General features: G+C 51.3%; 5 protein-coding genes. All 5 read left to right on the top strand.

Annotation, left to right across the window (positions count from 1 at the left end):
* The first annotated feature begins 101 nt into the window (after nucleotides 1-101).
* The 5 genes from AC3WRW_RS11780 (at nucleotide 102) to AC3WRW_RS11760 (ending at nucleotide 24,875) form a co-directional block, all read left to right on the top strand.
* Nucleotides 102-12,977, top strand: coding sequence for a beta strand repeat-containing protein (locus AC3WRW_RS11780; protein ID WP_492546512.1), 12,876 nt, complete (start codon nucleotides 102-104; stop codon nucleotides 12,975-12,977).
* A 72-nt stretch (nucleotides 12,978-13,049) separates the two neighbouring features.
* On the top strand, nucleotides 13,050-14,699 hold the full coding sequence (locus AC3WRW_RS11775; protein WP_492546511.1) for an S-layer homology domain-containing protein: 1,650 nt from the start codon (nucleotides 13,050-13,052) through the stop codon (nucleotides 14,697-14,699).
* Nucleotides 14,700-14,843: 144 nt separating this feature from the next.
* Nucleotides 14,844-15,965: a response regulator gene (locus AC3WRW_RS11770; RefSeq protein WP_492546510.1), complete on the top strand. Its 1,122-nt coding sequence runs from the start codon at nucleotides 14,844-14,846 to the stop codon at nucleotides 15,963-15,965.
* A 10-nt stretch (nucleotides 15,966-15,975) separates the two neighbouring features.
* Nucleotides 15,976-19,029, top strand: coding sequence for a hybrid sensor histidine kinase/response regulator (locus tag AC3WRW_RS11765; protein ID WP_492546509.1), 3,054 nt, complete (start codon nucleotides 15,976-15,978; stop codon nucleotides 19,027-19,029).
* Nucleotides 19,030-19,244: 215 nt separating this feature from the next.
* A complete protein-coding gene (locus AC3WRW_RS11760; protein ID WP_492546508.1) occupies nucleotides 19,245-24,875 on the top strand; it encodes a hypothetical protein in 5,631 nt (1,876 codons plus the stop codon).
* Nucleotides 24,876-24,893 lie beyond the last annotated feature (18 nt).

Raw genomic sequence — 24,893 nt, 5'->3', positions numbered from 1 at the left:
CGGAGACTCTTTTAGAGGAGTGATTTCTACTGTTCTGATTTCTGGTAAAAGAAAGCGGCAAGTGTCTTAGCAATTTAAAAATTTTAAGGAGGCATTCATCCATGTCAGATGACATCCATTTTGTTGGCGAGCAAGACTCCAAGGAACAAACAGGTTTAAAAAATATTAAGCGCAGAAGAAAAGATCAGCCTGATAACAAGCGAAAGCTGGTCAGCGCTCTTACGGGGTCTGTCATGATGGCCGGAGCCGTCATGCCGTTCCTTCCGGCGCAAACGGTGCAAGCAGCCACAGAAACCGGCACAATGACCGTAGACAAGCATTACGCAGCGGCAAATGAGACGGTTGAAATTACAATTGTTGATGCAGGGAACAACTACAATACGAATACCAATGCCGTTGATACAACCGTGGTAGCTGTCTCTTCGCCTGCAGATACGAGTGTCGGCCGTAATCCTCTGATGCTGGTTTTAACGGAAACGGGTCCGAATAGCGGTATTTTTAAAGGTAACTTGAAACTAGTCGATCCTTCGACTGTCTCCCCCGGCGCAGATGAAATTAGAGTCGCGAACGGCGGAACGGTAACCATTTTGGATCCGAACTGGAATACTGAAAATCAATTGAATCCGATTGTCTTGAATGTGGAACGCCGTGACCATGTTACCGGGACCATTCAGACTTTTGATGCGGGTACGCTTGCCCCGATCTCTAGTCTAGTGAATGATGGTCAGCGCGTAAGAGTGGAAGTAAGGGATGATGATCTGAACACAGATCCGACAACGCGACAAACGAAAACAATTAACGTGACGACTGTCGCAGGAGCTCAGCAATATTCCTTGACTTTGGAGGAAAGCTCGGCTAATTCCAATCTGTTTACGGGCGAGTTTACAGTCGGAACCGATGTGATGCCGGCCAATAACAGCCCGCTCTACATCGAATACCAAGACGATAATCAAAGCGACAATTCACCGGGCTTGATTACCAAAAAGTTGGTGCGCAAAGACCTCACCGCCGCCACCTTATCCGCTCTTCCGACTAAAGCTGCCTACGACGAACCGATTACGGTTACTTTGACGGACAATGACCTGAATATTGACCCTCTTGTTAAAGAAACGGCTACGGTCAGAATCACTTCAGCTGAGGATTCCGCAGGAATTAGCCTCACGCTGACGGAAACAGGGCCCGATACAGGCGTGTTCACCGGCACGTTCACGATGCAGAATGCCAGCAATTCGGCATCGAATCAGATCAAGGTGCTTAATGGCAATTCAGTAACGGTCAATTATACGGATCTTCGCGATGCAACAGGTTCCACAAGCTCGTTGTCCAGCACGATTGCCCGCAAGGATCATGTCAGCGGAACAATTTCGGTGGACAAAACGAATGCGGTAGTCGGGGAAACCGTAACCGTTACGGTCAACGATGCCGACTATATAAATTCGGTCCCTGGCCAAATCATTAATGTCCAGGTCAAATCGGCCACCGATTCGACGGGGATATCGGTTCCGTTAACGGAGACGGCTGACACAGGTGTTTTCAAGGGAACCTTCACGATTACGAATGGTGCCAGCGTGGCTGGCAGTCAAATTAGTGCAGCTAACGGCGAGTCCATCAGCGTCACTTATTTGGATGCGATCACTGCAAATAATTCGATCGATCAGCCCGTTGTGACAACTTTGAACCGCAAGGACCGAATGACTGGCGTACTTTCCTACAATCGTTTGTCCAGTCCTACCGGAGAAACTATCGAAGTAACGCTTAACGATACGGATCTTGATATCGATCCGAATGCTGTTGATACGGCATCCGTGACAGTTACATCGACTGATGATCCTACAGGTTTCTTTTTGACATTAACGGAAACGGGTGTAGGCACTGGTGTATTTAAGGGTCAATTTAAACCTGTATTGACTGCTACGAATGATACCCTTTCGCCTCAAGAGCTTTCTGTCGCCTACAACAACAATCTCATTGTTACTTATACGGACGAGCATCGTGCGAATAATACGAAGGGGAATGTCGTATCTACGTTTAAGCACCTGCAAGTGCCTGCTGTAGCTTCTATTCAAGCATTTGATACAGGCGGACAGGTTGGAGCAGGCGGGAATGATACCGTTAAAATTACTTTCGACATAAATACGAATCAATCCGTCATTGCGCCAAGCGACATTGCTGCATACTTCTCTTTAGATGCCGGAAGCTGGGGCACTCCTGCCAATGGCCTTTCTGCTGCCTGGTCGGATGCGCAGAATTTGGTGATAACCGTCGGATCAGATGCTACCGTCAAAAAAGGCGCGCTCGTTAGCCTCAGCGCAAGCGCAGGAATTAAAGATGCTCTTGGAAATAGTGCGGCTAGTGTAGGAGCAATGTCAATTTACGGTACTTTCGGCAGCCAGGTTCCGGGTATTACGAGCATTACCGCTGCGGATGCGGGCAACCAAGTAGGAGCAGGATCGGGTGATACCGTTACGATCGTATTCGATACGCCAACCAGCAAGCCTGTAGTTGCATTGGCCGATCTGGTTCTGAGCGCAGGCGGCTTTGGCACTGCGGGCAACGGGGCGTCGGCGGCGTGGACGAACGCAACAACCTTGGTCGTCACACTTGGTTCAGATGCAACCGTGAAGAAGGGCGCAACGCTTACGATTGCTGCATCGGCTAATATTCAGGATATTGGCTTGGAAAGTACGGCAAGCGCGGCAAGCGGCGCTATCGGCGGCAGCTTCGGCAGCCAAGTTCCTAGTATTACGAGCATTACCGCTGCAGATGCAGGTGGCCAAGTAGGAGCAGGCTCAGGCGACACCGTCACAATCGTATTCGATACAGCGACAAGTGAGCCTGCAATTGCATTGACGGATCTGGTGCTGAGCGCAGGAAGTTTTGGCACAGCGGGCAACGGGGCTTCGGCAGCGTGGACGAACGCAACAACCTTGGTCGTCACACTCGGTTCTGATGCAACCGTGAAGAAGGGCGCAACGCTTACGATTGCAGCATCAGCTAATATTCAGGATATTGGCTTGGAAAGTACGGCAAGCACGGCAAGCGGCGCTATCGGCGGCACCTTCGGCAGCCGGGTTCCTAATATTGCGAGCATTACTGCTGTGGATGCGGGGAACCAAGTAGGAGCAGGCTTAGACGACACCGTCACAATCGTCTTCGATACACCGACGAATGAGCCAGCAGTTGGGCTCTCGGATTTGGTGCTGAGCGCAGGCAGCTTTGGCACAGCGGGCAACGGGGCATCGGCAGCGTGGACGAACGCAACAACCTTGGTCGTGACACTCGGTTCTGATGCAACGGTCAAGAAGGGCGCGACGCTTACGCTTGCTGTATCGGCAGGAATCAAAGACATTGGGCTGGAAAGTGTGGTAAGCACAGCTAGCAGCGCAATCGGCGGCACCTTCGGCAGCCAAGTTCCGGGAATTACGAGCATTACCGCTGCGGATGCGGGCAGCCAAGTGGGAGCAGGCTTAGGCGACACTGTCACAATCGTCTTCAATACACCGACGAATGAGCCTACAGTCGGACTCTCGGATTTGGTTCTGAGCGCAGGCAGCTTTGGCACAGCGGGCAACGGGGCAACAGTTGCTTGGATCGACGCAACAACCTTGGTGGTTACGCTCGGCTCTGACGCAACGGTCAAGAGCGGTGCAACGCTGAGCATCGCATCTTCGGCCAATATTCAAGATATTGGGATGGAAAGTGCGGCAAGCACGGCAAGCGCAGCGATCGGCGGCAGCTTCGGCAGCCAAGTTCCGGGAATCACGAGCATTACCGCAGCGGATGCGGGCAACCAAGTGGGAGCGGGCTCAGGCGATACCGTCACCATCGTATTTGATACGCCGACTAATACGCCTGCAGTTGCACTGGCTGATCTGGTGCTGAGCGCAGGCAGCTTTGGCACGGCGGGCAGCGGGGCATCGGCGGCGTGGACGAACGCAACAACTTTGGTTGTGACACTCGGCTCTGACGCAACGGTGAAGAAGGGCGCAACGGTTACGATTGCTGCATCGGCCAATATTCAGGATATAGGCGCAGAAAGCGCGGCAAGTACGGCGAGCAGCAACATCGGCGGCAGCTTCGGCAGCCAAGTTCCGGCAATTGCGAGCATTACCGCTGCGGATGAGGGCGGCCAAGTAGGAGCAGGCTCAGGCGATACGGTCACAATCGTATTCGATACAGCGACAAGCGAGCCTGCAATTGCCTTGACGGATCTGGTGCTGAGCGCGGGCAGTTTTGGCACAGCGGGCAACGGGGCGTCGGCAGCGTGGACGAACGCAACAACCTTGGTCGTGACGCTCGGTTCTGACGCAACCGTGAAGAAGGGCGCAATGATTACAATTGCTGCATCGGCTAATATTCAGGATATTGGCTTGGAAAGTACGGCAAGCACGGCAAGTGGCGCTATCGGCGGCACCTTCGGCAGCCAAGTTCCGGCAATTGCGAGCATTACTGCTGCGGATGCAGGCAACCAAGTAGGAGCAGGCTCAGGCGATACGGTCACCATCGTATTTGATACAGCGACAAGTGAGCCTACAGTTGCATTGACGGATCTGGTGCTGAGCGCAGGCAGTTTTGGTACTGCGGGCAACGGGGCGACGGCAGCGTGGACGAACGCAACAACCTTGGTCGTCACACTCGGCTCTGATGCAACCGTAAAGAAGGGCGCAACGATTACAATCGCTGCCTCGGCTAACATTCAGGATATTGGTTTGGAAAGTGCGGCAAGTACGGCAAGCGGGCAGATTGGCGGCAGCTTCGGCAGCCAAGTTCCTAGTATTACGAGCATTACCGCTGCAGATGCGGGTGGCCAAGTAGGAGCAGGCTCAGGTGACACCGTCACGATCATATTCGATACGGCTACTAATAAGCCTACAGTTGCACTGACGGATCTGGTGCTGAGCGCAGGCAGCTTTGGCACTGCGGGCAACGGGGCATCGGCAGCGTGGACGAATGCAACAACCTTGGTCGTAACGCTCGGCACTGATGCAACCGTGAAGAAGGGCGCAACGATTACCATTGCTGCGTCGGCTAATATTCAGGATATTGGTTTGGAAAGTGCGGCAAGCACGGCAAGTGGCGCCATCGGAGGCAGCTTCGGCAGCCAAGTTCCGAATATTACGAGCATTGACGCTACAGATGATGGCAACCAAGTGGGAGCAGGCCTAGGGGATAAGATTACAATCGTATTCGATACGGCTACTAATGAGCCTACAGTTGTACTGACGGATCTGGTGCTGAGCGCGGGCAGCCTTGGCACTGCGGGCAACGGAGCGTCGGCAGCGTGGGCGAATGCAACAACCTTGGTCGTAACGCTCGGCTCTGACGCAACCGTGAAGATGGGCGCAACGCTTACGATTGCTGCGTCGGCTAATATTCAGGATATTGGCGCAGAAAGCACGGCAAGTACGGCGAGTGGCGTCATCGGAGGCAGCTTCGGCAGCCAAGTTCCCGGTATTGCAAGCATTACCGCTGCGGATAATGGCAACCAAGTGGGGGCAGGCCTAGGTGACACCATCACGATCGTATTTGATACGCCGACAAGTGAACCTACAGTTGCATTGACGGATTTGATTCTGAGCGCAGGCAGCTTTGGAACTGCGGGCAACGGGGCGTCGGCAGCGTGGACGAATGCAACAACCTTGGTCGTCACACTCGGTTCTGACGCAACCGTGAAGAAGGGCGCAACGCTTACGATTGCTGCAGCGGCTAATATTCAAGATATTGGCTTGGAAAGTGCGGCAAGCACGGCAAGCGGCGCGATCGGCGGCAGCTTCGGCAGCCAAGTTCCGGGTATTGCGAGCATTACCGCTGCGGATGCGGGTAACCAAGTGGGAGCAGGATTAGGTGATACAGTCACAATCGTATTCGATACAGCGACAAGTGAGCCTGCAATTGCATTGACGGATCTGGTGCTAAGCGCAGGCAGCTTTGGAACTGCGGGCAACGGGGCATCGTTGTCATGGACGAGCGCAACAACCTTGGAAGTGACACTTGGCTCTGACGCAACGGTCCGCAAGGGCGCAACGCTGAGCATTGCGTCATCGGCTAATATTCAGGATGTTGGCATGGAAAGTGCGGCAAGCACGGCAAGTGGCGCCATCGGCGGCACGTTTGGTATGGGGGCCGTACCGGACATTGCGAGCATTACCGCTGTGGATGCAGGTGGTCAAGTAGGAGCAGGCTCAGGTGACACGGTTACGATCGTTTTCGATACGCCGACTAGCAAGCCTGCAGTTGCATTGACGGATTTAGTGCTGAGTGCCGGCAGCTTCGGTTCTGCGGGCAACGGGGCATCGGTAGCGTGGACGAACGCAACGACTTTAGTCGTGACACTCGGCTCTGACGCAACCGTGAAGAAGGGCGCAACGCTGAGCATCGCGTCATCGGCTAACATTCAGGATATCGGCGTAGAAAGCGCAGCAAGTACGGCAAGCAGCGCAATCGCCGGCACCTTCGGCAGCCAAGTTCCTAATATTGCGAGCATTACCGCTGTGGATGCAGGTGGCCAAGTAGGAGCAGGATTAGGTGACACCGTCACGATCGTATTCGATACGGCTACTAATGAGCCTGCAGTTGCACTGACGGATCTGGTATTGAGCGCAGGCAGCTTTGGAACTGCGGGCAACGGGGCATCGGCAGCGTGGACGAATGCAACAACCTTGGTCGTGACGCTCGGTTCTGACGCAACCGTGAAGAAGGGCGCAATGATTACAATTGCTGCATCGGCGAATATTCAGGATATTGGCTTGGAAAGTACGGCAAGCACGGCAAGTGGCGCTATCGGCGGCACCTTCGGCAGCCAAGTACCTGATATTGCGAGCATTACCGCTGCGGATTCGGGTGGCCAAGTAGGAGCAGGCTCAGGCGACACAGTTACAATCGTGTTCGATACGGCGACTAATGAGCCTACAATTGCACTGACGGATCTGGTGCTGAGCGCAGGAAGCTTTGGCACAGCGGGCAACGGGGCATCGGCAGCGTGGACGAACGCAACAACTTTGGTCGTTACACTGGGCTCTGACGCAACGGTCAAGAAGGGCGCGACGCTTACATTTGCTGTAACGGCAGGAATCAAAGACATTGGTTTGGAAAGTGCGGTTAGCACAGCGAGCAGCACGATTGGCGGCACCTTCGGCAGCCAAGTACCTGACATCGTGAGCATTACCGCTGCGGATGCAGGCAACCAAGTGGGAGCAGGCTCAGGCGATACGGTTACGATCGTATTTGATACGCCGACGAATAGGCCTACTGTTGCACTGACAGGTCTGGTGCTGAGCGCAGGCAGCTTTGGCACAGCAGGCAACGGAGCATCGACAGCGTGGACGGATGCCACAACTTTGGTCGTGACACTCGGTTCTGATGCAACGGTGAAGAAGGGCGCAACACTGAGCATCGCATCTTCCGCTAATATCCAGGATATTGGCGCAGAAAGCGCGGCAAGTACGGCGAGCAGCACAATCGGCGGCACCTTCGGCAGCCAAGTTCCTGACATTGTGAGCATTACCGCAGCGGATGCGGGCAATCAAGTAGGAGCAGGCGCAGGGGATACCGTTACGATTGTATTCGATACAGCGACAAGCAGGCCTACAGTTGCGTTAGCCGATTTGGTGCTGAGCGCAGGCAGCTTCGGCACAGCGGGCAACGGGGCGTCGGCGGCATGGACGAACGCAACAACGTTGGTCGTGACACTCGGTTCTGACGCAACGGTCAAGAGCGGTGCAACACTGAGCATCGCATCTTCGGCCAATATTCAAGATATTGGCATGGAAAGCGCGGCAAGCACGGCGAGCGGAGCCATTGGCGGCACCTTCGGCAGCCAAGTTCCTAATATTGCGAGCATTACCGCAGCGGATGCGGGCAACCAAGTAGGAGCAGGCTTAGGTGATACCGTCACAATCGTATTCGATACGCCGACAAGCAGGCCTGCCGTTGGACTCTCGGATTTGACGCTAAGCGCAGGCAGCTTCGGTACTGCGGGCAACGGGGCAGCGGTAGCGTGGTCGAATGCCACAACTTTGGTCATTACACTTGGCTCTGACGCAACCGTGAAGAAGGGCGCAACGCTTACGATTGCTGCATCGGCTAATATTCAGGATATTGGTTTGGAAAGTGCGGCAAGCACGGCAAGCAGTTCAATCGGCGGCACTTTCGGCAGCCAAGTTCCCGGTATTACGAGCATTACCGCTATAGATGCGGGTGGCCAAGTAGGAGCGGGCTTAGGCGACACCGTCACAATCGTCTTCGATACACCGACGAATGAGCCTGCCGTTGGACTCTCGGATTTGGTGCTGAGCGCAGGCAGCTTTGGCACTGCGGTCAACGGGGCATCGGCAGCGTGGACGAACGCAACAACCTTGCTCGTCACACTCGGCTCTGACGCAACGGTGAAGAAGGGCGCGACGCTTACGATTGCCGTATCGGCAGGAATCAAAGACATTGCGCTGGAAAGTGCGGTAAGCACGGCAAGCAGCACTATCGGCGGCACCTTCGGTAGTCATGTTCCCGGTATTGCTAGCATAACTGCTGCGGATGCGGGATCTCAGCCGGGTCCAAACAGCGGTGACATCGTCACGGTCGTGTTTGACACACCGACTAGCCAGCCTGCAGTTACTTTAGCGGATTTAACACTAAGTTCAGGTACTTTTGGTACTTTGGCGAATGGCGCCTCAGCGAATTGGGTTGACAATACAACGTTAGTCATAAGACTGGGATCAGACGCAACAGTAAGAAAAGGCGCGCTTTTAAGTATTGCTCCTACAGCGGGCATTCAGGACATTGGTATGGAAAGTGTCGCGAGCACTGCAAGCTTAACTATCGGCGGAACCTTCGGAATTGGAACGGTTCCAAGCATTTCAGCTATACAGGCAACCAACGATATGGGGGGGCCTGGTCCTGAAAACGGTGATAAAGTTACGATTTCATTTACTGCGGTTACCAACACCCCAGCAATCGATCTAGCCGATATTGTTCTGGATAACGGTCACTCATGGGGGGCAGGCGCTCATGCTTCTTGGAACAGCAGCGGTTCGGGATTGACGATCACTTTAGGTGCCGGAGCAACAGTTGCCGTTGGCGATAACGTAACGATATTGGCGGGAGCAGGCATTACTGAAATTAGCGGAGAGCTATCGGCGATTACGGGCTCTGCGGCGATTACGGGCACCTTCGGAGATTTAATCGTTCCTGTCATCTCCAGCATATTAGCGACCAATGGCGGCGGCACAGCGGCTGTAGAACAGAACGATACGCTTGAAATCAGTTTCAATGTGCCGACAAATGCCGGTCCAGTGGATTTAACGAAACTGGTAGTTAGCAATGGGCATCATTTGGGTGCATCTCCAACAACGGCTTGGAGCGCGGATGGCAGTATTTTAACGATTAAACTTGGCGCTAATCCGACCATTGTGGCAACGGATACGATAGATGTGCTTGCAGGTATTGGGATAAAGGATGCATCAGGAACTTCCGATATTGCTCCGCAAAGCAATATCGCAATAACCGGCAGCTTCGGTACGGCAGTGGCGCCTCAAGCGACAAATGTCTATGCAACGAACGGCGACGGCTTGCCGATCGCAGGCGCAGGGGATACGCTCGTTATCGTGTTTGATACGCCTACCAATGGCGGAACGGTTGACCTTTCCAGCTTTGTATTGAGCAATGGGCACACATTTGGAACAAATCCGAGTGCCGCATGGAGCTCTGGCAATACAAGACTTATTGTTACTTTGGGAGTAGGAGCCGACATTACAACTTCGGATACGCTGACGATCAACAGCGGCAGCGGTATCTTGGATGCGACCGGACAAGCTTCGTTAGCTGGAACAGCAGACCTGACTATCGGCGGCAGCTTCGGTGTGGCGGTAGCGCCGGTTGTGAGCAGCATTACGGCAACGAATGGCGACGGCAAGCCTACCGTAGGATCCGGTGACAAGCTGATCGTCGTGCTGGACTCCCCTTCCAATGGTGTGGAAGTTGATTTGACGAAGTTCAGCTTCAGCAATGGGCATACGCTCGGAACCGGGGCAAGCGCTAGCTGGAGCAGCGATATGCTGCGTCTGACCATAACGCTTGGAGCCGGCACGAATATTGCGACGACAGATACGGTTAATATCGCTTCCGGAAGCGCAATAGCAGACATGACTGGCACAATAGAACTGGCTCCGCAATCGAATATTGCCATAGGCGGCAGCTTTGGTGTGGCGGTAGCGCCTGTCATTTCAGCGATCAATGCAATCAATGGAGATGGCAAGCCGACTGTGGGCGCAGGCGACAAGCTGTTGGTCATTTTCGATACGCCAACGAACGGCGGCAGCGTCGATTTGACCAAAATTGCAGTCAGCGGCGGTCATACGCTGGGAACTGGGCCATCCTATGCTTGGAGTGCTAACAATACGCATCTGACTATCAAGTTGGGTACGAATCCAACGATTACGACAAGCGATACAATCGATATCTTGGCTTTGTTCGGTGTTTCGGACGCTACGAACCAAGCGGCATTGGCTACGCAATCGAACATTGCCATTGGCGGCAGTTTCGGTGTAGCGATAGCACCTAATGTAACGGACGTATACGCCCTGAATACGGGTGGAACGGCTGCGGTTGACGCGAATGACCAAATCGTGATCGTGTTCGATACGGATGTGGATTATAGCGGCTTTAACAAGTCGGCAATCACGATCGACGGGCATGCGTTTGGCGCGAATGCGATGTTTGACACAAGCGACAGCAAGAAGCTGGTCATCACGCTGAAAGATACAGCAGGTGTGACGCAAAGCAGCACCATCAGCATCGATGGAGCGCTCAGCGGCATTAAAGATATAACGAAGCAGGCGGCTGTCAACAATGTAAGCAGCCATGCCATTGGCGGCAGCTTCGGCGTAGCGATTGCGCCTAATGTAACGGCTATCAACGCGATTGATGGGGACGGTACAGCGCGTGTAGCGGCAGGCGACAAATTAAGAATCACATTCGATTCACCTGTGAAGCTAGTCGGCTTTACGCTTGATAATGTTTTGGCAGATGGACAAACGGGCGTATTCGGCAGCGCTGCGACGTTCAATCTCGATGCCAGCGGTACGATTCTGACTATCACGTTTGGCGGTACAGGCATTGCAGTAACCAATTCAAGCGTAATTTCCATAAACGGCGGGATTTTCGATGCGGCAACGGGTACTAAGGCATTGGCCAATGGCGGTTCATTGCCATCCATCCGAGATAACTTCGGTACGGCCGTAGCGCCGAAAGTCATTACTGCGGTCGCTATTGATCAGAACGGATTGTATTCGATATATGGAGATAGAATTGACATCACGTTTGATTCTCCAACGAATGGGTCGGTCATATCCAATGTGTATCAAACTCACGATTTGATACAAGTAAGCAACGGCCATACAATCGGAGACTTTGCTGCTTTCAGCTGGAGCAACAACAACCGGACACTGACCGTAAGCTTGGCGACATACAGCCAATATAGCTCAGTTACTGGCGCTGTTTATGCGGATTTACAAGTTGGAGACATCCTGGATTTAAGCAGACTGGGAATCAAGGATGCTACAGGGACTGCCGATGCGGAAGCTGGAAGTGTTGTCCTTGGCGGCAGCTTCGTGCCCGGCTTGCTGCCGGAGTTTACGTATGCCGTAGCGTCAACCAATAACCGCAACAATTCCGCCCGTATACTGGGAACGATCGATTTAATTTTTAACACAGCCATGTACCATGACCCAAGCCAGCTTGACCTGAGCAAAATCTCAGTAACCAACAACCACACCTTCGGTACGGGAGCAACGATTGCTTGGAGCTCCGCAAATGTGCTGTCGATCACTGTGATGTTAGACGCTACTGTAGAAGTTGGCGATATGATCGATGTGTCGAAATTACAGTTAAAGGATAGCGGCGGCATCGCATATGTTCCTGCGAATTATGCGGTAAAATCATTAACAGGCTCGTTCGGCAGCGCGTTAACGCCTTCCGTGATCAGTGTAATGGCCTCCAACACCGGAATGAATCCGGGAGCAGGCGTGGGTGATACGATCACCATTACATTTGCCTCGGATACGAATGGCATCGCCGGTGCTTCGGTTGATGTATCCAGTCTTGCCGGATTAATTGGAAACGACGCATCTGCCAAATGGCTGGATCCAAGAACATTGGTAATTACCGTAGGCAATCTTGGCGCTAATCCGACATTAGCGGATAACGGCTTGATTACGATCGATTCCCTTAACATTAAAGACGTAACAGGCAAGTCATTGAGCGCCAAAGGAAGCTATGAAATCGGCGGCACCTTCGGTCAAGTGAACTCGCCGAGCGTAATCAGCATTGTCGCTTCCAGCGATGACAAGAACAAAGCGACACCGGCAATCGCGAGAGGCGACATGATTACCATTACGTTCGATATGCCAACTAACCAGAGCGGTACATGGGATCGGGATAAAATCAACCAGTTTGTCCAATTTGGAACAAGCGGTACTCCAAAGATTTTGGGAGCGGGATATCAAGGCACATGGAGAGATAACGGAAGGGTGCTGGTGATCACAGTTACCGATGTAACGGGATCGACCATTCAGATTGGCGATAGCATTCATGTTCAAGGCATTAAAAATGCGATGGGCAACTCTCCTGCAACTAACGATTCCAAAGCTTTGGCAGGAATGTTTGACGGAAGAGAATTTGCGATTACTTCCTACTCGCTCACTCCTGGCAGCGCCGGAACTTTGGTCGCGAATTTACGGATAGAGCCTTTGAAAGGTCACGACGGCAGCGAAGTTGTCATTCTTGAGATCAGCAAAGGTTCGACACCTGTCCAATTGATCGCATCAGTCAAGGATATTACCGGGATTGTTGATATTAAACAAACATTCAGTAATTTGGCAGGCGACCTGAGTGCTTATACGGTCCGAGCTTACATTTTTGATAATTATAACAGCACGACCGGTTCTCAACTGCTCTCGCAAAAAATCGAAATGAAGTTGAATTAATCATAGAGGTATATTGTCGGTGCTTCCGGCAGTATACCTCAACCTTTTCACATCAGAAGGGATGGTATCAAAGTGAGGAAAAAATTACTGTTTTTCGGATTGCTGCTGTGTATGCTCACTGTCGGTCTGGCTCCCGGTTTGCCGGCTATTTCCGCCTATGCGGCAGAAACGGCAGTGAAGATCACAACGGACAAAGACACATACAACGTTGGCGAACAGGTGCAAATTAACGGATTTTCTCCAACAGGAAAAGATATTACGCTGAAAGTAATCGATAGTAACAAATTCATGGTTCATGTGGACGCGAGCTACGGTAAAGACAATAAGGGAACCTTCGCGTTTGCTTTCTCGATACCCGCAACCAGCGCAGCCGAAATGACGATAATCGCCGGCTATGGCAGCGGACAAGGTGAGTTCGCCATTCGCACTATCAAGATCGGTTCCCCGGCTGGTCCTATTGGTGGCGGTGGTGGATTTCTGCCCAATCCCCCTGACACGAAGACAGACAATACAAACAATAGTTCTGTAAGTTTAACGTCTGCAATGAAGGAAACCGTGCAGGCTGACGGCATTACCGTATCGCTTGAGACCGCCAAGTTATCCGAGCTTTTATCCAAATCGACGGCAGATGCGAAAGTATTTGTACTGGAAGTAAAATCTGCAGCAAATACGGTAAAGGCGGAATTCGCCTACGATGATCTGCAATTGCTGACATCCAAAAATGCAGCGGCAGTCGTGCAGCTTCAAACAGGGGCGGGCTCTTACGATCTTCCGATCAAACAGATCGATCTTGCAGCCTTGGCTGGGCAACTTGGCGTCGATCCCAAAGACCTAAAAGTGAATATCACGATCCAAAAGGTTCAAGGCGACAATGCCGATGCGTTGAAATCGACCGCCTCTAAACTGGGAGCGGACGTAGTAGTCGAACCGCTCGAATTCTCCGTCACAGTTGTCGCGGGCAATGGCAAGAGCGAAGAAATCGCGGCGTTCAATACCTACATAGCGCGTTCGATTACACTTACGAAAAGTGTGAATCCAAAAACGGCGACAGGTGTGCGGTTTAATCCGGAGACAGGCACTTACAGTCCCGTTCCTACGCTATTTGAAGGATTAAAAGCGACCTTCTTGCGCAAAGGAAACAGTATTTACACGGTCATCGACCATCCGAAAACGTTTGGTGATCTGACAGGCCATTGGGCCAAGTACGATGTGGAGACACTCGCGAGCAAGCTTATCCTCAATGGCGTAGAGGAGGATAAATTTGCCCCTAACAACCGGATTACAAGAGCCGAGTTTGCAGCTATGTTAGTTCGTTCGCTGGGACTCGACGAGGTGAAAGCCACAGGCTTTAAAGATGTTGCTGCGGCAGATTGGTTCTCGGGCTCTGTTGGAGCTTCGCAAAAAGCCGGGCTGATCAACGGTTACGAAGACGGGACATTTAAACCGGACGCCTTGATTTCGCGCGAGCAAATGGCAACCATGGTAATTCGTGCATTGAAGGTTGCTGAGAAGGAAGCAGCTGTTGATACGTCGTCGCTCAACAAATTTGCAGACCGCAATTCCGTCTCGAATTGGTCGAAAGATGCAGTCGCTCAGGCTGTAACTACAGGGATCGTTCAAGGGGTAACCGATAGCTCGTTCGCTCCTCAGGATAATGCGACTCGCGCGCAAGGCGCAGCCATGCTCAAGCGTATGCTGGAGTACTTGAAATTTATCAACTAGTTGAAATTCTCAGAACCTGGCCTCGTTGGCTGGGTTCTTTTTTTCAGAAACTGTTTTAACATCGGGATGTTCCCGCCGAAGGCGCCTTGATATATAATGGTTTTGAGTGCAAACCGGTACAAGTCAAACAAGGGAGTGAACCAAATGATACGCGTCATGCTTATCGACGATGAAGAGAATGCGCTGGATGTGCTGGAAATTTTTCTGCGCGAGATCGGTCATGTCACGGTGGTTGGGCGTTTTACGAACCCGTTCCATGCGTTGGAGGCTTTCGATGCGCTGCAGGTGGACGTCGTATTTTTGGATATCCAAATGCCTAGCATCATGGGGATCGAAGTGGCAAGGCGGATGAGAAAGAAGATGCCGCATACCCAGTTTGTGTTTATTACCGCATACTCGGAATATGCCGTGGAAGCGTTTGAAATTCAGTCCCTTGATTATTTATTAAAGCCGTTTACCAAAGAAAGGCTGCAAAACACCGTCTCGCGTTTCGCGAAGATCCCTTCCGACAAAAGTTCCAGCGAGCTTACGGACGAAGCGGGCGTCTACATACAAAGCTTTGGCGGATTCAGTATACATAAAGCAAGCGGATTGCTCCCGTGGAAAACGAACAAGGAAAAGGAGCTGTGCGCATTTTTGATTCATCATGCAGGAAATCAAGTCGATGCCGCAACGATCATTGAGTCGATTTGGCCTGAATCCGAATTGAATAAAGCGAAAACGTATTTGTACACGTGCATGTCGTATTTGCGGAAAAGTTTTCAGGCGAATGGCATTCAAGCTAAAGTGGACAAAGTCGGCAGAGGATACGTCGTCAACGTCACAGGCATGAAAAGCGATGTAGAGGAGTTTCTAGCCATTGTGGAAAAGACGGCTTCTGACGAAGCCCTGGAAGAGAAGCTGTATGAAAAAATGAACGCCTTGCACAAAGGCGAATATTTGCAGGGCTGCGATTTCAATTGGGCGATGTGGAAGCGGGAGGAACTCAAAACCAAATATATCCAGACGCTGCGAATCGCGTACAGGTATTTTATGAGAACAGGCAACGTTCCGCTTGCGGCCGACAGCTTGCAGCGCGTTCTGGCGCTATCGCCCGATTCGGAGAAGGACGGCCGGGATTTGATCCGGCTATACATACATACGGATAAACGAAACGAGGCTTTGAAAGTATACCGGCAGCTGAGTCATGAGGTTCGCGAGAATCTGGGGGTAGAGCTGGAAGAAGAGACGGTACGCCTGTATCAAAGTTTAACTTTATCCGGTTGAGGAGAATGGCATGAGAAAAAAGCTCGTTGCAGCGGCTGTAACGATAATATTGCTCGTAGTTACGTATGGTATCTTATTTCAAATTAACAGGGTTTATGAGAAACAAACACCGGCCGCATCGAGTGGTCGTTTGGATTTGTCCGGCTGGCGTTTCGACGAGGATGGGGTTGTTCCGCTTGACGGGGAGTGGGAGTTTTATCCAGGCAAGCTGCTTGGAAATACGGATGCGCAATCGGCTTTAGATATCTTTGCTTCGCCTAAGCTGATTACCGTACCCGGTTCGTGGAGCGGCCTGACGAGTACGTTCGGAATGGCCACCTATAGACTGCAAATTCGTGTGGATGACACCAATCGAGTTTACGGACTGAAGACGATGTCCATTCAATTGGCGAATCGCATTATGATTAACGGCGCCGTAGTCGGCTCTGCGGGCGTAGTGGCGGAGAAGGCTTCATATTTGGCTAACAATAAACCGTACGTAAGCTATTTTACATTGAAACCGGGCTGGAACGAACTTATCGTTCAAGTAGCCAATTACGAATATGAGGCCAGCAGCGGTATTGCTAATTCGATCATTCTAGGAGATTCTTCGCAGATTTCCAAGCTGCGCGACAAAGCGCTTTCACACGACTTGATGGCCATCTGCAGTTTCTTGATCATGGGTTTGTATTTTACAGGCTTGTATACCCAGCGCAAAAGCGATTATTCGCTTATTGCCTTCGGGCTTTTATGCATATTCATAACGTTGTATTTGGCAACGCATGGAGAAAGATTGCTGATCCTCCTATTCGATTATATCCCGTTTTGGCTTTTAATTCGTTTGCAGAACGTATCGGTATATGCCACAGGGATCATGAATTTCATCTATGTTTACACGGCGTTCCGTTCATTTTGCTCCAAAAAGTTGGTGTACGCAGGGGTTGTCGTCGGCGCAGGCGCGACGGTATTCGGTCTGACCGGTATTAGCTACGGCAAAATTCTTCTGCTGCTTACGACCGTATACGTCACATTTCCGTTTCTGTATGCCACATATGTGTACGTGCTGGCCGCCTTTCAGCGTGCGGAAGGAAGCAGGTATTTGGTGATCGCCGCCATCGCCTTGAATCAGCATGTGATGATCCAAAATTTGAGCATTTATTCGAATGTGCCGGTATATACGATGGTCCCTTACGAGATATTTCTAGTTCTGCTGATGCTCGCCCTGTTGATGTCGCTGCGCTTCTCGAATGCCTTCAAAAAGATCGAGCAGCTCTCCGTGCAATTGCTCAATGCGGATAGGCTGAAAGACGATTTTCTCTCGAAAACATCGCATGAATTTAAAATGCCTCTCCAGAGCATCATTACGATTTCCCAATCGATGATCGACGATCGCCGCCAACCATTGCCGGCGGAACAGCAGGAGAAGCTGGAGCTCGTGCTCAGCATCAGCAGGAAGCTGTCGCAGCTCGTATTGGATATTCTGGATTTATCCAAGCTGAAGCAGGGGGATTTGGCCGTACGGCCTGTTCCGATCGATGTGCGTTCGACGGTCGACATTGTGCTGCGTATCGTTTCGTTTATGACGGGGGGGAAGCGAATTCGTTTAATTAACAGCGTTCCGGAAAATTTGCCTCATATGCTGGCGGACGAAAACCGATTCAGGCAAATTTTGAATAATTTGCTCGACAATGCGGTCAAGCATACGGAAGCCGGAAGCATTGAGGTGTCGGCCTCGGAGCGGGACGGAATGATAGAGATCTCTGTCCAAGATACGGGAGCTGGGATGGACCGGCATACGATAGAGCTCATATTTGAGCCGTTTAAATCGTTCGAATCCCCGGAGAGCCAGGGCTTCGGGCTAGGTTTGCCCATTGTCAAACAGCTGGTCGAGCTGCAGAACGGCACCATTTCCGTTTCTTCGGTGAAAGGCGAGGGTACCGTGTTTACTTTCCGTCTCCCTCTAGCCGAAAGAAGCGAAGGAGCAAGAACGGCAGACTCACATGTTGTCTACGAACCGGAGAAGGAACCTGAACCTTACTATTCGTTTCCTACTCCTTATTATTCGAAAGGTACAGGCAAGCATACGGTGCTTATCGTGGACGATCATTATGCCAATTTGAAAATATTGATCGACGCGTTTAAGCCGATGGGCTACGACGTCATTGCCGTCAAGAACGGTTTTGAAGCCGTCGCGCAAATCGATAAGCCGAATACGGTCGATCTTGTCATTTTGGATCTCATGATGCCCGGCATGTCGGGCTTTGAGGTATGTCAGACGATCCGCAAAAAGTACACGCTGCTTGAGATGCCGGTATTGATGGTAACGACGGCGGCGCAGCCTCAGGATAAGCTCGCTGCCTTCGGGGCGGGGGCGAACGATTTTTTGCCGAAGCCGTTTGATACGTTGGAGTTAAAGGCAAGGATCAAGGGTTTGCTGCTGATGAAGGATTCGCTCGCCAAAGCGATCGATATGGAAGTGGCGTTTCTGCAGTCGCAAATCAAGCCTCATTTTTTGTATAACGTACTGAACACAATTGTTGCTTTAAGCTATACGGATGAGGAGAAATCAAGAAAGCTCACGATCGATCTGGCCGACTATTTGCGCGGCAGCTTCCGGTTCAGCAACGTTCAGAAGCGTACCTCCTTCGGGCAGGAGCTGAACCTGATCCGGTCTTATATCGAGATCGAACGGGCAAGATTTAAAGATCGTCTGCAGGTTGAATACGATATTTCGGAGGCGATGTACGGTGTCAGCATTCCTCCGCTGCTCATTCAGCCGCTCGTAGAAAATGCCATTCGCCACGGTATAGGCGGCCTGACCGACGGGGGAACGGTAAAAATAACGGCAAACGAAACGGAGAAGCATTATTGCTTCCAAATCGAAGACAGCGGAGTCGGCATGGAGACCGCCTTGGTCAAGCAGCTTCTTGATCAGGAGTCTTCGGCTTTGCAGGGGGTCGGTTTGAAAAATATTATGAAGCGTCTTAAGTACGAGTACAATTCGGAATTAATAATGGAAAGCTCTCCTGGGAACGGAACCAAAATTACGGTTTTGATCCCCGCAGAGAAAATGGGATTCAACTGATAGAACGACAGTCTATTCAAGGCGGTATGCCGGAATAGACTGTCGTTTTTTGTTTGAAAAGACATCATTCTATCACATTCTGTTGGAATGAGTATGATCATGAGGCTGAAGACCTAATCTTTTTAAGGTTTTTTTAAGGTTATTTGTCGTATTATGTCTGGAGATATGGGTCTTATGGATTGCATTTTTAAGGTTATGGAGGAGGTCAGGTTTTCATGCTTTACAGCAAGAAGGCAAGAAGATGGATAGCAAACTTTTTGATTTTGTTTATGTGTATATCGCTGTTCCTGCCTTGGGATGTTCAGAAGGCAGAAGCAGCGGGCCAGGACTTGCAAGTATTTTTTGGCAAAGGTGTGCAGCTCGGTAACTTAAGTTACCCTGCCACGAATTCCTTTGTCAACTTTACAGGCACGCCGGAGCCCGGCTTTGCGCAAACCACATTTTCAGATAGAGGAAGCGTATTTGGAGATGGATCGATTAACCCGAAGGGAGATAAGGGGTTTACACTTCGTTTTGAAGTGAACGTCAAGGATAACCCAGCTTTGCTTGCTCTCGCCGAAAGCGGGAATGCAGAGGTCTCAGTCGGTTGGAGCAAGCTGCGTTTCAATAAATTCGGCTGTTTCCTCGGTTGGTGTAAAACAAGGGTAACTTCTGCCGATTTCAAGATTTATTCCAATGGGACCGTCGGCCTTCCTCCTGATCCCGATGACGGTGACGGAGATGACGAGCCCGGAGGTGGGGAACCGGATCCCGACTATGTACCGCCTGTGGATGACGGAAGTGGCGATGGTGGCGGCGACAGCGGGGGCAGTGGCGGCAGTGGCAGCAGTCCTGCTCCGGTAGATCCAGCACCGGCAGGTTTCGCCAGCAGCATGACATCGATGCTCGCAGCGAGTCCTGCATATGTATCGTTGAGTGGCGATTGCCGGGACAGCAGCGGTGTGAATCAATCGAAGACAGTGCCGCTTACGACGGAGATGGTCATTAAATTCACGGTAAATATCGAGGGGCAAGGAGCCGGAGCGGAAGGCGTATTTATCAAGTTCCAGCAAAACAAGCATCGTCCGAAATTGACCGGCTATACGTTTAAAGCCAATGGAGTGACGAGAGACAATAAGAACAGTGAAAAAGAGCTTTACGCTAAGAAAGACGAATATTTCAGCCTTGCGTACAACTTCACTGAACCTGTAAGACCAACAGCGGTAAGTTTGATGGGGGACAGCGTTTCATTTCTTAAGCATCCGTTGTTTGTCAATCTGGCGGGCACGCTTTTGCCTGCTGCCGGTCAACAGCAATATTTGCTAAACGAGGATTACAAAACGGCAAATTTCAGGCAACTGAACAGTCTGCCTTATACAGATAGTCTGGAGTACAAGTATACGGCTGTTAAGTATCACCAGAATGGCAATATTCCGCTTCAACCGTTCATTGAAAGAACCAGTGCGGAGAAAGCGGGCTCATCGACTTCGTTTACGATCGATTCGTCTTTAGAGCAAAAGCTGCGTGGGGCTGAACTTGCCGATGCAGCAGGGAATTTGGTGCAGGATTTCGGAGCGCTTAACAAAGCAAGCGATTCGAGCAAAAGCTATTTGCGCAATAAAACGGTCAATCCATTCGATTATGAAAACGGGGGCTACCGGGTGATCGTAGATGCGGTGCGTCCTAAATATTCGAAGACCGGCAACGGCATTCAGCCGGAAATATTGACGGGCAGCACCTTGAACAAAAACGACTCGTTTGATTTTACGGTGCAGCTGACGGAAGAGGCTATCGTGAAAACAGGCTGGGACGTAAGGAAAACGTTCCTGCTGATGAATAACGGCATGAAAGCTTATTACGTAACTGGCGAGGGGACGGACAAGTGGGTTTTCCATCTGTCGATTCCCGGCGGCATAAACGTAGAGACGCCGCTTCTTAAAGCAATTGCCTTGACCAACGATGCCAATGTCATCAATCCGGCCACAGGCATGCCGAAAGATACGAACGTGCTGCAGGATTATGCGGGTAATCTGCTGATTCAGCCAGCCAACTATAACGGTATTTTCGTTGATCCGGAGGACGGCCTTGAGTCTTCCAACGTCAACTCCAAAATCGATTGGGCCCAGCTTGCGATTGATAATACGAAACCGACGGTCAGCTACCGGTACGAACCCGGAGGAGCAACCGATGCTACGTACCAAAAGAACGGAAAAATGACGATCGATGCCAACGACGCTACGATTATCGTGCCTTCGCTCGATCCGGTAGGGCCCGGGGAGGCAAGACCGAGCAGAGGCATCTACCGTCCATCGAATATGACGGGATCTTCTTCACCGGCAGTCGGATTAGTCTATTACTGGTGGAGCCAAAGTCAGGCCGATCCTTTTGAAAGCAAAGATGGCGATCATTTCGCTGCCGTTAAAAGATACTCGCTAACAGGCAAACAGCCGGGAGAAGATCTTTACCCCGGAGAATTGGCGAATATGAGCTTCAGTGTTGCCAATAACAAAACGAATCTGATTGTACTGCCGACGGAAGCGTTCGCTGAAGAAAATAGCGGACTATGGTATCTGCATACATGGACGGCAGATATGACCTGGGATACGGCACGGGAACTGATGCAGTACGAGAAGAAAAAATCATTCTTGCAAGACCCGGCAAACCAAGCTCAATACGAGGCTTGGAAAGCGGAGGCTCCGGGCGTATCCGAAGCCGATAAAATATTTTATGCCGACAATAAAGTTCTGGAAAAAGTAGGAAAATACACATTATGGCCGATGGACGATTTTAAGCATGACGATTCCAACTGGGTTCATAGCGTCGGAACGATCAAGGTGGACAACAAAGCGCCAACGGTGACTCCGACAGGGGTTATGGGAAATAACACCTCCGTCGTGCAGTTCCCGGTGACCATAACGGACGAGCACAGCGGTGTCCAAAGCAGCCTGTATCAATGGGTGAAGGTTGGCAGCCAGCCGCAGGATATCAGTTGGCAGCCGGTTCCGCTTACGGGCAATAGCGCTACGCTAACTACCCAAAATGAAGTTGTTGAAGACGGAGATTATGTCTTGTTTATCAAAGCAACGGACAAAGCGGGCAACGAGCGCATCTTCCAGAGCGACACGGTTACCGTCAATTCCTCTTCACTGATTAATGGAACCTTCACAACGCCTGCTGCTGTCGATAGCCAGGGCAGACCTGTGTTCGTAAAAAGCAGCAACGTCGAATTCAAGCTCATGGGGGTCGACAATCTGTCTCCCCAAATGCTCTCAACCGTGACGTCTTCGACCTATTCGTCGACAGTTACGCAAGACACTTATCTCGGGACGATGCTTACAATGGGTCCAAGCTCGGTTTATGTCGGCTATGCCTTAAGCGGAAGCTCGCTTCGTCCGGCGGAGTCGGCCTTTAAAGCCTTTCCGGCATATACGCTGGCGGACGGAGGCCGCATGTACATGGTTCCGGCCGATACGACCAAAAACGGCACGCAGTACGTGCATATTATGGCAAAAGTAACTGAAAATGGATTCGAAAAGCAATATTACTTCTCCAAGGCTTATTATTTTGATAACGAGCCTCCGGTAGTAACGTTCAGCAAAAACAACGCGGCTTATCCGCAAGCTTCGCAATCGGTTACCGTAACGGTTGACGAGCCTTACAGCAAAGAGGGACTTCAAAAGAAATATCAATGGATCGTAGAGGGACAACCCGAACCGAACGAAGCGGCCGATGGATGGATCGATTTGCCGGAGGACGGGAAGGCCGTTATCGACGGCGAGAAAGTGCTCCAACTGGGAGAGCAAAAGAATTTCCGTCTGTATGTGTGGGCCAAGGACGGCGCAGGGAATAGCGAACTGACCAAAACGACGGGATTATTCGCCATCTCGCGCTCTGAAGATGCCGGCAAGCCGCCTTCCGACGTTACATCGGATTTGATTTACTTGTACGGCGACGACGAGGATGGCTATACAGCTATCGTGCAGCTGGGACTTGCGCAAGATTCCGTGGATAAAGGCGGGTACGATTTCTCCTTGTCTCCGGATAACGGGGTTAGCTGGATGAAATGGCGGCCGTATACGAATTTTGTGGCATTAAAAGTAGCGACGAACAAGCCTTCCGAATTGCAGGTAATGGTGAAATATCGTACGCCAAGCGGTGTAGTCGGTACGGCTAAAGCGCTGAGTGCAGCAAACATATCCAAAGACCAGCCGGTTTACGCGCTGGCTGCTATTAGCAACGATAGACCGATCAAATCGGAGATTGGCGCTGATATCGATATTACGGTGCCGCTCGGTTTCAAAGTAACGCCGTCGGCCGTGAATCCGTCCACGCCTATTCGATCCGGCAACAAGTTTAATGTTAAACAGAACGGATTGTATTCCTTCGATTTGACGGATGTTGCCGATGCCGGCAGAAAAGCAACGCTTTATGCCGTAGTCAAAAATGTGGACGATACGAAACCAACCGGAACCGTCGAGTATTTGACGACAGGTAAAACGAACGGAAACGTGACGGTCCAGCTGACCGACCTTTCCAAGCCGGTTACGATTACGAATAATGAAGGGCGATCGGTTTACAAGTTTACCCAGAACGGCTCGTTTACTTTCGAACTTAGGGACGAAGCGGGCAACACGAATTCAGTAACGGCGAACGTGTATAACATTGACAAAGAGGCGCCGCAGGTCAAGATAGTTCGCTCCTATGCCTACGGCGAGAACAACAGCCAAACGTTCGGCACGATTAAAGATGCCGGCGGCACAGTTCGCTTCTCCGCCGGTGTCACGTTGACAGTGGAAAAAGCGGACGCAAATGCCAAGGACTTCATCATAGCAGACGGCAAAACGAGCGTTATGCTGTTGGAGAACGGCACAGCCTCCTTTATGGTTTCCGATCTGTTCGGCAATACGGCTATTGTGAAGGAAGCGGTAGACAACATCATCTCAGCGCCGCCGGAGGCGGAATCGGTCACGTACAGCTATGTAGACGATGCTGGGAACCCGATTTCCGATGACAAGGTTGTCACGGTTAACGGTCAGAAATACGCGCGGGGCAAAATGAAAGTAACGCTCGGCGGCCGGACGCAGGCGCCAAACATGGTCTTTGCGGGAGTCGCTCCGATTCTGGATGGCAGCCATTACACCAACCAAATCAGCGATGCGAATGGCGCCTTCACGTACACACGCACTTTCTCTGCAGACGGCAACACCTTGGTTGCTCTGTCGGACATACTCGGCAATACCAAGAAAGTGCCTGTATCTATTAAAGGGCTGGACAACACGCCGCCGGATATCAAGCTAAGCTTGTCATCGGTAGGTATTGCCCAAAACAAGCCGGACTTTAACTTCCGGAAGGATCTGGGAGGATACACGGTAAGCGATAACGTATCTGCAGCCGACCAGATTGCGGTTTCAATCAGCGGGCTCGATCTGAGCAAGCTCGGCAGACAGAAGGTAACCTATACCGCAACGGATCAAGTGGGCAATACGACTGTTGCCTACCAGGATGTTACGGTTGTCGCAAGCGACGGCATGCTTATTTTCGCAGACGATGTGTTGATTTCCGGTTCCAGCAACGAATCGGCCTTGTTCAACCGCAATACGCTCACTTTCCAAATCTCGAATTACAACGTCATAGAAGTTGGCGGACAAAATCGGATTAACGAATGGGGTACTTACGACCTGTTGGTTCAGCAGGGGCTGTATCGCGAAGGGCAAATGAAATATATCGCTACGAAAATATCATACAGCGACTTGGTGAAGGGCAAGTTCAAAGTCACCCTCCCGGATACAGGCTGGTATACGATTATCGTAAGAAATCAGGAACGGGAACGCGAGTATGCGACTTTCTTTATCGGCAAAAAGGAATAGCGTGTGAGGATAGGAGGC

The sequence above is a fragment of the Paenibacillus sp. FW126-R14 genome, assembly GCF_058789495.1.
This window is presented reverse-complemented; position numbering and strand designations above follow the sequence as displayed.

Excerpts from the sequence above, each read along its gene's own strand:
- AC3WRW_RS11770 (WP_492546510.1), top strand. The coding sequence starts at position 14,844 with ATGATACGCGTCATGCTTATCGACGATGAAGAGAATGCGCTGGATGTG.
- AC3WRW_RS11780 (WP_492546512.1), top strand. The coding sequence starts at position 102 with ATGTCAGATGACATCCATTTTGTTGGCGAGCAAGACTCCAAGGAACAA.
- AC3WRW_RS11760 (WP_492546508.1), top strand. The coding sequence starts at position 19,245 with ATGCTTTACAGCAAGAAGGCAAGAAGATGGATAGCAAACTTTTTGATT.
- AC3WRW_RS11765 (WP_492546509.1), top strand. The coding sequence starts at position 15,976 with ATGAGAAAAAAGCTCGTTGCAGCGGCTGTAACGATAATATTGCTCGTA.